Origin of the sequence: Vibrio sp. D420a (assembly GCF_030248625.1) — a bacterium.
Classification (GTDB): domain Bacteria; phylum Pseudomonadota; class Gammaproteobacteria; order Enterobacterales; family Vibrionaceae; genus Vibrio; species Vibrio fortis_A.
In genome coordinates this window covers 320930-334283 of sequence record NZ_JAHGAN010000002.1, presented here as the reverse complement: position 1 = coordinate 334283, position 13354 = coordinate 320930, and the positions used below count along the sequence as shown (strand labels likewise).

Annotated in this window: 13 protein-coding genes; 8 read left to right on the top strand and 5 right to left on the bottom strand. The window is 43.7% G+C overall.

The window, feature by feature from the left end; translation table 11 throughout:
- Positions 1 to 26: 26 nt before the first annotated feature.
- The 3 genes from KI743_RS02380 to KI743_RS02370 all read right to left on the bottom strand — a co-directional run bounded on the left by KI743_RS02380 (position 27) and on the right by KI743_RS02370 (position 4577).
- Positions 27 to 584 (bottom strand): PhnA domain-containing protein, encoded by a 558-nt coding sequence (locus KI743_RS02380; RefSeq protein WP_032552574.1) that lies wholly within the window; start codon positions 582 to 584, stop codon positions 27 to 29.
- A gap of 223 nt (positions 585 to 807) precedes the next feature.
- On the bottom strand, positions 808 to 3306 hold the full coding sequence (locus tag KI743_RS02375) for a VolA/Pla-1 family phospholipase (protein ID WP_285464667.1): 2499 nt from the start codon (positions 3304 to 3306) through the stop codon (positions 808 to 810).
- A gap of 17 nt (positions 3307 to 3323) precedes the next feature.
- A complete protein-coding gene (locus KI743_RS02370) occupies positions 3324 to 4577 on the bottom strand; it encodes a porin (protein ID WP_285464666.1) in 1254 nt (417 codons plus the stop codon).
- 345 nt (positions 4578 to 4922) lie between these two features.
- Between KI743_RS02370 and KI743_RS02365 the strand changes: the two genes are divergently transcribed.
- A complete protein-coding gene (locus KI743_RS02365; protein WP_285464665.1) occupies positions 4923 to 6005 on the top strand; it encodes a site-2 protease family protein in 1083 nt (360 codons plus the stop codon).
- Between the two features lie 86 nt (positions 6006 to 6091).
- Here KI743_RS02365 and KI743_RS02360 read toward each other — a convergent pair whose 3' ends face one another.
- Positions 6092 to 6880, bottom strand: coding sequence for a M48 family metallopeptidase (locus KI743_RS02360; protein WP_150896423.1), 789 nt, complete (start codon positions 6878 to 6880; stop codon positions 6092 to 6094).
- Positions 6881 to 7000: 120 nt separating this feature from the next.
- Here KI743_RS02360 and KI743_RS02355 point away from each other — a divergent pair, with 120 nt between their 5' ends.
- The 5 genes from KI743_RS02355 (at position 7001) to KI743_RS02335 (ending at position 10721) form a co-directional block, all read left to right on the top strand.
- Positions 7001 to 7426: a hotdog fold thioesterase gene (locus KI743_RS02355; protein WP_285464664.1), complete on the top strand. Its 426-nt coding sequence runs from the start codon at positions 7001 to 7003 to the stop codon at positions 7424 to 7426.
- A gap of 24 nt (positions 7427 to 7450) precedes the next feature.
- The gene (locus tag KI743_RS02350; RefSeq protein ID WP_032552568.1) at positions 7451 to 7684 is read left to right on the top strand and encodes a DUF3389 domain-containing protein; all 234 of its coding nucleotides are present in this window, start codon (positions 7451 to 7453) and stop codon (positions 7682 to 7684) included.
- A 178-nt stretch (positions 7685 to 7862) separates the two neighbouring features.
- Positions 7863 to 9554: an SgrR family transcriptional regulator gene (locus tag KI743_RS02345; protein ID WP_285464663.1), complete on the top strand. Its 1692-nt coding sequence runs from the start codon at positions 7863 to 7865 to the stop codon at positions 9552 to 9554.
- Positions 9555 to 9563: 9 nt separating this feature from the next.
- Positions 9564 to 10457 carry a DMT family transporter gene (locus tag KI743_RS02340; RefSeq protein ID WP_285464662.1) on the top strand — a complete coding sequence of 298 codons (894 nt, stop codon included), beginning with the start codon at positions 9564 to 9566 and terminating at the stop codon, positions 10455 to 10457.
- A gap of 12 nt (positions 10458 to 10469) precedes the next feature.
- Complete coding sequence (locus tag KI743_RS02335) at positions 10470 to 10721, top strand: hypothetical protein (protein WP_084181904.1); 252 nt, start codon at positions 10470 to 10472, stop codon at positions 10719 to 10721.
- A gap of 77 nt (positions 10722 to 10798) precedes the next feature.
- On the opposite strand, the gene KI743_RS02330 is transcribed toward KI743_RS02335, so the two are convergent.
- Complete coding sequence (locus KI743_RS02330; protein ID WP_285464661.1) at positions 10799 to 11431, bottom strand: DUF2238 domain-containing protein; 633 nt, start codon at positions 11429 to 11431, stop codon at positions 10799 to 10801.
- 202 nt (positions 11432 to 11633) lie between these two features.
- On the opposite strand from KI743_RS02330, the gene KI743_RS02325 reads away from it, so the two are divergent.
- Positions 11634 to 12473, top strand: a complete 840-nt coding sequence (locus KI743_RS02325) for an isopenicillin N synthase family oxygenase (RefSeq protein ID WP_032552564.1) — start codon at positions 11634 to 11636, stop codon at positions 12471 to 12473.
- Between the two features lie 222 nt (positions 12474 to 12695).
- Positions 12696 to 13316: a DNA-J related domain-containing protein gene (locus KI743_RS02320; protein ID WP_285464660.1), complete on the top strand. Its 621-nt coding sequence runs from the start codon at positions 12696 to 12698 to the stop codon at positions 13314 to 13316.
- Positions 13317 to 13354 lie beyond the last annotated feature (38 nt).

Below are 13354 nucleotides of genomic sequence, written 5' to 3'. Positions count from 1 at the left end.
CCTTTTTGAGTTTTTGGCAGAAGCGATTACTTCTTACGGCAGAACTCAGCGATCACGTACATAGACTGACCACCGTTTGTTTTACCAGAAACCAGTTTAGGGTCGTCACCAACGCTGATACCGCGGATAACTGTACCTTGCTTGATTACTTGGTTAGTCCCTTTAACTGGCAGGTCCTTGATTACTGTTACGTCGTCACCTTTTTTCAGTTCAACGCCGTTGCAATCAAGAGGCTTATCATCAGCAGACATGCCGATTTGAGCCCAAACAGATGTTTCTTCTTCCATGTACATCATGTCTAGTGCGTCTTGCGCCCAGCTTTCTGTGTTTAGACGCGTTAGTTGGCGCCATGCTGTTACTTGTACAGGTGGCTCTTGGCTCCACATGCTGTCTGTTAGACAACGCCAGTGGTTGATGTCTTTAGGATCGTCAATCTCACCAAGACACTTGTCACATACCATGATGCCGTGGTCTACCGTAACGTGGCTGTGTGGTGGTACTGCGTATGCAGTAAGAGAAGAATCAGAACCACATAGTTCACATTTAGATTGGCAGCGTTCTAGCATAGTTGCTTCAGAAGACATAATGGACTCACATTTATTAGGTGTTAATTTACGGGGCTATTATCCACTTTATTTAATAGAATGAAAGGCCTCGTACGGTATTCTGTCTTGATTAATTTTAGCTGAGATCAATCGAAGTGCTTTAATTCTATATGCAAACGATTTTCTGAAAGACGAAGTAGGAGAGTACCAAATAAAAATGCCAGCGGTTAGGCTGGCATTTTGGGGTTTTAATTAAGGATGATTAAGGGTTCTTACTCGCATCTAGTAGACTTGCATCCACGTTTAAGTTACTCAGCGCATTCCCGTTTGTAAGAGTGAATTGAACGATTTGAGAGGTCATCTCAGTATTTGCCGCAGAATCACTCGCGTTTTGCGGAGTTATCACGGTTGAATGCTCTGCTTTGGAGTTCTCATCAAAATACGAAGCAACTTGAGTGCCTGAGGCATCGAGAGCCGTATTAACTAAGCCCAGCTTTTTGAATAGCGGTTCTGTTCCGGCAGAAAATCCAGAAACCAAATTAGGGATAGTTTGATCTTCGTGTGCTTGTATACCCAAAATTGGTCCAGTTGTTGAGGACGCAATATTGATAGGATCAACGTTATCTAGCACGGTTTGAGCTGCATATGTGAATGATGTTAACGTTCCATCAATCTTTGCTTTGACTGCTTTCTGAGTATCTGTTGCACTGTCTAAGCTAAGTTCATCGTAATATGCTGTGAAACAATCGCCACCACCTGTATTTTCTGGAATACACTCTGTTACGTATTGCGTTTGATATTCTGTAACGCTAGACAATGAAACAGTATGTTTGATCTCTGGAGAAAAAGAACCAGAGTTCAATAAGAAAGGAGCGATACCTCCGCCTGGGTTGGCTAGTGTTGCACTTGTGTAGCTAAATAAAGAATCGATATTGGTATCTAATTGAGTGTTACCAATGGTGTATGAACTAATACCAGTGATTGCACCAATTGAATGACCAAATAGCGATACATTCGTCTTATCTAGATTGCTGAATGCAGCATCTGAAGCTGTGTTAAGAGCAAAACGAACACCCAAACCGTCAATTGCACTTTGACGAATGTTATCACGCGCAACCGGTAGATATTCTAGGTTCATATATACCGTTGGAGTCGTAGGTGTTGTTACAACGTCGGCGCTTAGAGCTCGTTGGCCATGAAGTGGTTGGTCAATTGCTATAATTGCATAGGGTTTATAAGGAGCTGTTCCCGTTAATGCACCGCCAATGTGCTGCATTGCAAAAGCATATGAGCTTTCTTTGATGTTCGTTATGCCGTGTTGGTATTGCAGTATCGGCAAGTTGCTATCAATAGCTAAACCTTCTGGTACAAACATCATGAAAGGTACAGATTTAACCGCGCGAATTTGTGGCACGGCACTGTACTTTGTCATTATACGAGCGCTATCGAGTTGCTGCCCATTCGCTAGCTCTAGTTTTTCGCCAATAAGTAGTTTTTGGTAGTTTGGATCGTACAACTGTGTCGCAGGATCGGTAATACCGAGAACCGCTAATTGAGTTGCTATCGCAACTTTATCCTCGTCGCTACCGGAGCTAAGAGTACTCAGTATAGTAAGTACACTTGGCATAGCGCTTCGCCATGGAGACTTCTTCCATGAATCATCTGTAAGAGAGTCGGATAGAAAGTACGGCAGCTCGACAGTGCCTCTATATACTTGGATCGAGGCATTTGCCGGACTAGCGTATAGGGTATTGTATGCAGTGGCTAACTGGGTTGCAGTTGCGTCACCAAATGCACTTTTGAAGACAGCGTCATTTTGAACTGCCGTAGCAAAGTCTTGCGCGGCTCCCGAAACATTAAACGTATAAAGGCTGTTTAAATCAGCTTCTGCAATGTTGTTAGGGTTAGCTAAATTTTTCCATACATCAGAAGGTGATACCGTCGGAGAAAGAGTTTGTGCAATAGCCGCCTTCGTGCCGTTCATTACGTTACCAGCGGAAGCTGTCGTAAACCAAGATGAATATATAATTTCATCGGTACTTGCCACGCTACCATGACCTGCAAACAAAGCTTCGACTTGATGGATAATCTTCTGAGGCAAATCTAGTGAACCGGCTTGATCAATATCAGTTGTTTTCAGAGAAGCATAGGATTTAGATGTACCGAGAGGTTCATCTTGGCTATCAACGATCGAGTCGGTCAGGGCATAAATATAATCTGAGTTTGGATCGAGCCCATTTAGTGGGAGAACCTGTATTGTTTTCAAGTCTGTTGAAACAACAAGGTAGTCAACTCCTGCAGTTAATGGTGTAAAGTTACTCATAACACCACTTGCAAGGTCGACATCAACCTTAGCTACTTTTACACCGCTGTTAAGATGGGGACTGAAAGGGGTTGTGCCCATCATCTGAACATCATTTTTAAGTGTACGCCCGCTAGGCAAGTTGGTGTTGATTGTGAATGGCATGATGGTACTCCAACCATCAGCTTCTCCCATCGCAACTACTGGATCATTTAGCAAACCCGTTGAGTTTGCATCCAACGGAATATTCAACGTATGGTCATTCGTATCGAACAGGAAAAATGAAGGCAGAGGGATATCTGCGTCGCTGCCAAGAAGTGTAAAACTGACTGTTGAGCTGCGCGCTAATGATTGTTCAATTGCGTCTGAGTAGATAGAACCAGAGCTTTCAGTATTGTCCCCACAGCCTGCCAGAAGTAGCGCAGAGCAAACGAGAGATAAAGTAAATTTGTTATTCATATAATTATTCCCGGGGATTAGTTGAATGCATAATTGAGTTGGATGGCAGAAAGGTAAGCTACACCTTCAGCGTCAAATGTCAGCTTGTCTCCGGCTGCGTCAGTTTCTGTGAACGAACCACTTTTACTTTGTACTAAAGCAAATGCTGCATCGACGGTCATATTCTCTGAAACAGAATAAGTTATACCTGCTGAGTACCAATAACGATCACTGTCAGGAATACTTAGTGTTGCTTCACCAGCTTGTTCGTCATAAGCAAGACCTGCTCTCAACGTCCAATCACTATTCAATGTGTATGTTGCACCAACAGACCATCTTTGATTATCGTCATAATGTTCAGTTTTAAGGAAACACACATTATTTGCACAATCAGGGCTTGTGGCTTTTAACTCTTCAAACTTGCTCCATTTAGTCATTTGCCACCCATAATGGACAGCCCAGCTATCATTCAGCTGGTGGAATGCGGATAGTTCGATGATGTCAGGTAGTTCAATTTCTAGGCGGCCTGTCGTTTTTCCTGGTTGGCCGTTAGACATGCGCAATCCTGTGTAATCTGTAAACTCGCCGTCGTCGAAATCTAGATTAACTGAAGAACGGTAGCCAAAGCCGAAACGGTTGTTTTCATTCAATTCGTAAAGAGCACCTACATTCCAGCCGACACCGAATGTTTCTCCTGTCATTGAAATAAGTTTGTCACTTGCAGAACCACCAACTGGCAGGCTCCCTTTGTGTCTGTTTAACTCAGCTTCTGCATAGACAAAATTAATACCTGCGCCCACGCTAAAGCTTTCATTTACCCTATAAGCGATGTTTGGGTTTAGGTTTACCGAAATTAGAGACGTGTCGCCAGCTAGATCACCGGCATAAATGTCGTCTGGGTAGTCAGTGGCAACGCCATATGTTGTGAACATGCCAATACCCCAAGCCCAGCTATCGTTGATAGGACTGATGTAGTATGCAGCGGGTACGATTTGTAAAGGAGCGACGTCAGATGACTCTTGATTGAAATCGGTATCGTTGATCTTGGTTTGAGTAACATTAACTTCCGGATCAACGATAGACACTGCGCCTGAAAATTGTGCTTTATCAAAAAGGGTCATGGCGGCAGGGTTACGTGCTAATACGCTGGCGTTATCTGCCACGGCACCTTCGCCTGAAAATGAACGTCCCAAACCTGATGCTGAGTGTTCTGCAACTTGGAATCCGGCAGCTAAAGAGTTACAAGCGACCAGCACTGACAGTGAAACGAGAGAGCGTTGTACTGTTTTCATTTAAACCCTCCTAGGGCATTTATTTCTTTCTTATTACGTGAAAACAAACATGAGCGACCATGCTAAATGTTAAGCATATGTTAAGGTTATGTTTTACGAAAAGTCAAAGGAAGAACAAATATTTTGTGAAGTTATATTTATTAGATGCGGGACTCTAACATTGATTATATAAATACTATCAATGCATTATCCAAGGTAAGAGGTGTGACCAGAGTGTTTTTGAGCATTAACTGAACGATAAGAAAGAAATTGTATATTTTTTAACATATCTGAATCTGTTTACCGGAATCGCTGAACTGGGCATAATACGCACCACTTGTTTAATCATTAATTTTGGATAACAAATTGCAGTTACTCGCAGTAGATTTCCTCGGGAAAACGCTTCGTCTAGAAGGCTCGATGGCCGGTTGGCAACAGTTGTTTTGGAATAACACCTTGGTCTCTCAACTTGATGCAACATCAGAAGCGGAAGATTCACGTACGCATCAATTTCAGCTTCAAGCCGGTGAGCAAGTTCTGACTTGCCAGTTGGATGTTAAAGTCCAATGGCAACCGTTTGATATGGAATATCGCGCTACGGTGAATGATGAGGTGGTTAGCCAAGGCGCTCGCAATACCAAAGACATTGAACAGCAAGTACCAGAAATTGCACCTAAGGCAGAAAAGCGTTTTAGTCTGATTGGTTTAGTTTCTCTAGGTATGAAAGCCCTAAAGAGCGCCAAGTTGATCAAAGTGGTTTTGGCTTCCGCAAGTTTAGCGGCGTACTCTTGGCTTTTCTCAATTCAATTTGCCTTGGCATTAATAGCGTGCCTTATGTTTCATGAATACGGCCATATTCGTGCGATGAAATACTTTGGTATGAAAACAAAAGGAATCTACCTGATCCCATTTTTAGGTGGTCTCGCGTTGTCTGATGAGAAGATCAACACGCGTTGGCAAGATGTGGTTATCTCCATTATGGGGCCGTTCTTTGGTCTGATTTTATCCCTGATTTTTACGGTGTTGTATTGGGTGACAGGAGAGATGTTCTTCGCGGGTCTCGCCGTGTTCAATGCTCTACTCAACTTATTCAACCTGCTACCAATCTTGCCTCTCGATGGCGGCCACGTGCTTAAAAGCATCAGCTTTTCGATGAACAGTATATTGGGCATTATTTTGTGTGCTGCTGCAGCCGTTGGTGGTGTGATACTGAGCTATCAACTTAACTTAACCTTGTTTGGGTTCTTGTTGATTATGGGGAGTATAGAAATTTTGATTGAATGGCGAGGGCGTCATCACAGTCATTTACTACCGCTTGATCGCTATGGTCAGATCATTTCAGCGGTTTGGTATGTGGGGTTGGTAAGTGGGCTAATTGGTGTTATTTGGTATTTTGCATCAACAGGCGATCAACTACTGAGTTTACCGTTGCAAATTCTAGGTACCTAATCGCGTAAACTGCTTGCCTTAGTACTCCAATAGAAAAGCCCTAGGTTGCAAAACTTAGGGCTTTTGCGTTATTTCAAAGCTCGTTTTTAGACCTTACAGTTTGGTCTCTGCACATTAGATTGAGGTAAAGTGGTGATTGTCGCACGGAGATCTTGAATACGAGTGCTGTGCGAAGGGTGAGTAGAGAGTAACTCTGGAGGTTGGTTTCCGCCCGACGCCTTAGCCATGTTCTGCCATAAATTCACACTTTGGTTGGGATCGAAGCCAGCATCTGCCATGTATCTCAAACCCACAATGTCAGCTTCTGACTCTTGGGTTCGTCCGTAAGGAAGAATCACACCGTATTGAACTCCTAAACCGAGCGCTGCCATAGTCATCCCTTGATATTGAGCGTATTCGGAAGCACCAAGGGCGGCACTGGTTATCGACAACCCTGTGTTGGCAAGTTGTGTTTGAGAAAGACGTTCATTACTATGGTCGGCGATGACGTGTGCGATCTCATGGCCAATCACTGTTGCGAGTTGATCCTGATTAACAGCAACCTTTAATAGACCTGTGTATACGCCGATTTTTCCCCCTGGAAGAGCGAATGCGTTAACTTGGTCACTTTCGAAAACAACGACTTCCCACTCGTCAAAGCCTTGTTTAGGAATATGTTTGGTGATGCTGTTGGTCACGCACTGAACGTAAGCGTTTGTTTTGGCATCTTGACTGATTTTTTGCTGTTGCTTCATCTGCTCAAATGATTGAGCACCGAGTTGCGACATATCTTGGTCTGAGAACAGCAAGATCTGGTTTCGCCCTGTAGGAGAAGAGCTACATGCTGTGATACCAGCAAGAGTAAGAAGTGAAGCGAACTTCATCCATGACGTCATACATTATCCTCTGTGTATTGCCGTTTTTATGCATGTTAACATCAACTTGCGTGATAGCTAATAGCTGAGCGATAACAATCACGACTTACCCATAATTATAACAATGAATAGGAACATGATATGTCTATCTGGAAAAAGCCCATAGACCTCGACATCATCAACGCGACATCTAAGAATACCTTAATCGAGCACCTCAATATCGTATACACAGAGGTGAACGACAAATCTTTGGTTGCTACCATGCCCGTTTGTCATTTTACTCATCAGCCGCTTGGTATGCTTCACGGGGGCGCATCGGTTGTTTTAGCTGAAACTTTGGGTTCTTTGGCCGCGAATTTCTGTGTATCAGATGGGTATTTCTGTGTTGGATTAGATATCAATGCCAACCACGTGCGTTCAATGCGTGAAGGTCATGTAATTGGTAAGGCAGAGCCGATTCACTTAGGCGCTTCGACTCAGGTTTGGCAGATTAATATTACCGATGAGCGTGAGCGTTTGGTCTGCTCTAGTCGCTTAACCATTGCAGTGAAAAAACACAAACGTTAGTCACTTAAGTTAATTAGAGTATTTATGGTTATTACATTCAGTGGTGGAAAGATCATTGCCACACCTCATGAGCTAGTTGTTCGATTAGACGGAGAGCACCGCGTTACATTGCAAGCGCAAGTTGATGCGATTCAATTGATCGGAAAAGGGGCAAATGTCGTCTCTGCCAATGGATCGGAGTGTAAGTGGTCGATTAAGTTAGACGATGAACAGCAGTTAAGAGATATCGCAAATGAAATTGGCTGCGATATTCTTTAAGTATCTTCAATATTTCTTGATAACTCACTGATAAGACATTTAAGGGGCTCTCAATTGAGCTCCTTTTTAATACATAACGTTTAAGACAATACCTTGTAAATTCATTAGGTATTTGTTGATTTCAGTTACTAAAATAAGGAAACTGAAACCAATTCTAATTAGTTGATATTTCCTCTTTATGAGCAGCCCAAGATTACGAGTCCAGTTTGAAACCTTGTTTGAGTACTTTGACGGTAAAGACTCAGAAGTCCAATTAGATGACATTACCGACGTACTTTGTTGTACGCGTCGTAATGCGCGTATGGTTCTGAACAAGCTCGAAGAAGAGAACTGGATTGAGTGGCAACCTGCTGCGGGTAGGGGAAAACAGTCCAAGCTGATCTTCAAACAGAACAGAAACGATGTGAGTGAAACCCTTGCTCGTCGTTATCTTGAAGACGGGAAAATCGGACAAGCACTGAATGTGCTAGATAGAGATGCGGCCAAGCTCACCCAAGTGATACAGAACTATTTAGGTGTGCAATATCAAGAAGGCGAGCAGGTGATTCGTCTACCGTATTATCGCCCTCTGTCGATGCTTAACCCTGCGAAATCTATGCGTCGTTCAGAGCAACACATTGCGCGTCAGGTGTTCAGCGGTTTAACAAGGCTGGATGATAACGACCAGCTTCAACCGGACCTAGCTCATTCGTGGCAGAAGGTTCAAGACGACCATTGGCGTTTCTTCATCCGTCCGGGTGTTCGTTTTCATAATGGAGAGTTGCTTCAAACCAGCCATATCGTTGAGACACTCGATTCCTTAGAGAGCTTAAACATGTTCTCGCATATCAAGCGCGTGGAATCTCCCGCTAACTGTGTGGTTGATGTCTACCTGACTCGTCCAGATAAGTATTTTCCTCTAGCTCTGACCGAGTCGATTGCCAAAGTCACCTTGCCCGTAAGTTTGCGTGGCGATGATTATGATATTCGTCCGATTGGTACCGGACCTTATCGCGTTGAAAAGAACGATGATCAACAATTGATCCTTCATGCCTTTGATGGATATTTTGGGTTCCGACCACTGATAGATAGAGTGGAAGTCTGGGTAGTCGATGAAGCTTACTCTTCAATGGTCTATCCAAGCCTCTCAAAGCCTGTGATGGCTGATCGCGGTGATAGTGATGAGGTTGAGTTGGATCCAGGCTGCACGTATTTATTGCTTAACCGTCAGAAGGGCATTGCTAAAAATCCACTCTGGGCGGAGTTTCTTTCTAACGCGTTAAATGCTGCTGACCTGTTTACTCATATTCCCAAAGAGACAGTCATTGATCTTGGCGTCCTACACGCATATGGGCTCAAGCCGGGTTGGTACGATGTAAAACTCGCTCCTCCTGTTTGTCCGCAGTCTTCAACAAAGCCAGTAATTAAGATTGCCTTTCAGCGCCAACATCCGATGTTTCCAACATTGGCACACGCTATTGAAGCCGTGCTAAAACAATATGGTGTTGGAGTTGAGCTGTTTGGTTACGACATGGATCCGCCACACGCAGATGATGTCGATATTTGGATTAACCCGATGGGAATCGCCAACAATCGCGATGATGCACTGGTTGGTTGGCTAATGGATTATAGCTTTATTGAAGAGTCGAGCCCGTTGGATGAATTTGATCAGTGGTGCACCATGGTTGAACAGTGGCGTGCCGGTGAATATGAAACATTCCCAGCTCGTCAGCTTGGCAAGAAACTGGTTCATAGCAATCAATTGATCCCCATGTTTCACTGCTGGTTAGGTGTGAACAAAGATCAGTGCGGAACCTTACAAAATGCCAAGTGTAATGCGTTAGGTTGGTTCGATTTTAGTCAGGTTTGGAATAAGCCGGACCTTAGTTAAAGGCACATTATGTCTACTGTTTTTCTAACGCTCGTTACACTCATTGCTTTTGCAGCGAACTCCGTACTGTGTCGATGGGCGCTTGCGGACAATAGTATCGATCCTTTGAGCTTCTCCTTGATTCGTATTGTCTCCGGTGCAATCACCTTAATACTCATTTACTGGGCTGTGAATCGCTCAAAACAGCAACTTGCTGGTGGAGAACATAATCAGTCATCGAAATGGAAGGGCAATCCAATTTCAATTGGCGCTTTGCTCGTCTATATGTTTGGTTTTTCTTATGCGTATGTCGCGCTCGGAGCTGGTTTAGGCGCCTTAATCTTGTTTGTGATGGTTCAATTGACGATGGTGGTGGCGCACTTGATTCAAGCGAGAGGCATGTCGTTACTAGAGTGGGTTGGTTGTGCGATTGCAATTAGCGGTTTAGTTATACTGCTTTGGCCTGATAACCAACAACACGCTTTGGACTTTAAAGCGGCACTGCTTATGATGTTGGCAGGCATAGGTTGGGGGTGTTATACCTTGGCTGGGCGTAAAGTGAATGATCCGCTGCACGCTACCATGATCAACTTTAGCTATGCAGGGCTAGCATCTCTTGTGCTGCTTATCCTTGTTTCATTCAATGAAGTAATGTCTGACTCGATGTTTATGGATAGCTCTGGCGTCACTTATGCTCTATTGTCTGGTGTTTTTGCTTCTGCAATGGGCTACACGCTCTGGTATCAAATGGTGAAAAAACTCAATACATTGACGGCATCGGTGGCGCAGTTAAGCGTGCCCATCATTGCGACTCTCGGTGGTGTTGTATTTTTATCCGAACCTATCACACTGCAGTTTGTTGTTGCATCTGGCATTATCTTTGTCGGCATCGCGGCAGTCATCTTTGCTCCTAAAAACAGTTAATCCCAATCATTTATGGCTAAACCTAACAAGAAACAACCAAGCAAAACGGTTCAGATATTCTGTGCTAAGTGTAAGACGCAACTCTTCAAGTACCGAAAAGGTGGCAAAGGAGCGTTGGTAAAATGCTTTAAAGAGAGAATCGTTGAAGACTACACAACGACGCCATGCCATTGTCCTGGCTGTCAGATTGAATTCGCCAGAGATACGTTAGTGAGAGGAACGCCTGCGTTTAAGATGATAGGCGGAAAGGTCACTATGAAGTAAGAGATAGAAAGCACAAAGGAGCACTATGTAGTGCTCCTTTGTTTTAGTTTGAATTATCAAAGCCTGTTTGATGACGTCTATGCTTTTGGTTTACTTATTCGGCCTTGTAGCTTCATGATTATCAGCGCAACGATAGCGCCTGATGTGTCACACAGCATGTCTTTTTGAGCGTCCCAAATGTCACCTTGCGAGCCTAAAAATGCGATGCCTTCATCGCCACCAGCCAATTCCGCGTACCACCACTCAATGATTTCATAACCGGCTGCCACACTCATGATCGCAAATAGCGAGAACCAAACTGCAATAATCGGTGACGATAGCTTCTTGCGAATCAGGTATTCAGCTAGCGGGTAGGCGTATAGCCCTATAGAGAAGTGAGCAACACGGTCGAAGTTATTACGCTCAGATCCGATCAATGTATTAAACCAATCAAAAGGTACTTCTGCGAAGGTGTATTTGGCACCGATCGTATGAAGAGCTAACCAGATAAACATCAAAACATATGCAGTGTTTGAGAAGGTTAGCTTGCGTGAAAACCACCAGATACCCGCCAAAATGCCAATGGCTGGAATAATCTCTGCTATCCAGACTGCTCTTGATGAGGGCTCAATTGCAGAAAATAGAAAAACGGCTAGATAGGCTGCAGACAGTATTAAGAGGGAGCGATTACGGCTCAGAGCAGTGGGCAAAGGTTCAGTCGTGGTGGTCATAAGTGGTCCTCGTCAATAATTGAGTATGTTGTCATAATATTGAACACTGTACAATTGATTTTCACTTTACAAAATATGTTGAAAAAGTGGGTTAACGCCCAGTATCTAGACAAACGATTGCTAGAGTTTCACAAAAGTTTGATTTACGACAAAGCGCCCCCTAAAATCCCCGTTCACTACATACATAACTAGAAAGAAAGCCATGAAACTGGAAACTGTCGATTATCTTGCTGACGATGCAGCAGAGCAATTTGTTCGCTCACTACGTGAAACCGGCTTCGGTGTTCTAAAGAACCACCCGATCCCTAAAGAACTCGTAGAATCTATCTATGAAAATTGGTACCAATTCTTCATGACAGAAGAGAAGAACGATTTTCAGTTTAATGTTGATACACAAGACGGATACTTTCCACCTTCTGTCTCAGAAGTCGCTAAAGGACACAGCGTTAAAGACATTAAAGAGTATTTTCACGTTTACCCTTGGGGTCAAATCCCTGAGCAGTTAAAAGAGCAGATCTTAGATTACTATGCGCGCGCAAACGCATTTGCTCAAGAGCTATTGGGTTGGGTTGAAGCTCACGCTCCAAAAGAAGTACAAGAGAAGTTCTCTGTAGCACTATCTGAAATGATTAACGGTAGCGAGCAGACTCTGCTTCGTGTTCTACATTACCCACCAATGCAGGGGGATGAAGAGCCAGGCGCAATCCGCGCTGCTGCTCATGAAGACATCAACCTACTAACGGTTCTTCCTGCTGCGAACGAGCCTGGTTTACAAGTGAAAACTAAAGACGACCAATGGCTAGACGTGCCTTGTGATTTCGGTAACCTGATCATTAATATCGGTGACATGCTTCAAGAAGCATCAGGTGGTTACTTCCCATCGACAACGCACCGTGTAATTAACCCAACAGGTGAGCGCCAAGAGAAGTCTCGTATTTCATTGCCTCTTTTCCTACACCCTAAACCAGAAGTGGTGTTGTCTGAGAAGTACACAGCGAATGAATACCTAATGGAACGTCTACGCGAGCTAGGTGTTATCTAAGCAAGCCTGATTCCATAACAAGTTTAAAGCCAGCATTTCGCTGGCTTTTTTGTATTTCAATGACGGCTAACTTTTTGACTAGCAGTTCAATTTCAAAGAGTTATTGATTGAGTATTATTGGGCTCAATCGTTGAAACTTTTGGTTAAAGTCTCGACAAATCAGCAATGATGGCTTTCAATGTATATATGAACCAATCTGCATTATAAAACTGGCTCCATACTATGTTAGAACAACAAGACGTGAGTGCACCTTTTCAGACTCACATGGAAAATCCATTGCTTTGGCCGATCATGGAGGTACTGAAGAAGCAACCTCGGGGCTGGAAGGTTCATACGCTTGCGACGCATCTTAACGATCTCGGTTTAGTTCCTATCTTGGACCCGAAACCAGAAAAGGATCTGTTTAAGAAGAACTTCTTAATCATGAACGCTTTGTATCAATTACAAGAGACTTTGTTCCCTGAGAGCTGGTTACAGGTACAGGCGATGGATATTGAACTGATGCATGGCCGCTATTACGCCAATGGACATGCAATCGATCCAGAAGATCCTTTACGAGATTATTACGTGCATTGGGAAAATTACGAAGCCGATGAAGGTGAGGTGAAAAGACTATTGAATGAGTTTTGGACTCGCTATCGTAAGTTTGTCGGTGGAGAAGATATTGGAGACATGGACAGAGGCAAAGCGCTCTCGTTGTTTGAATTACCAATGGATGCGTCACCAGCTGAAATTCGCAAGCGATGGAGAAAACTCGCATTACGTTGGCACCCTGATAGAGAAGATGGGAATAGCGAGCAGTTTCGAGTCTTGTGTGAAGCGTGGAATGTCCTGAGACATTAATCGTCAATAGCTTATAGATAAAAAAATAGTGCGTTCAA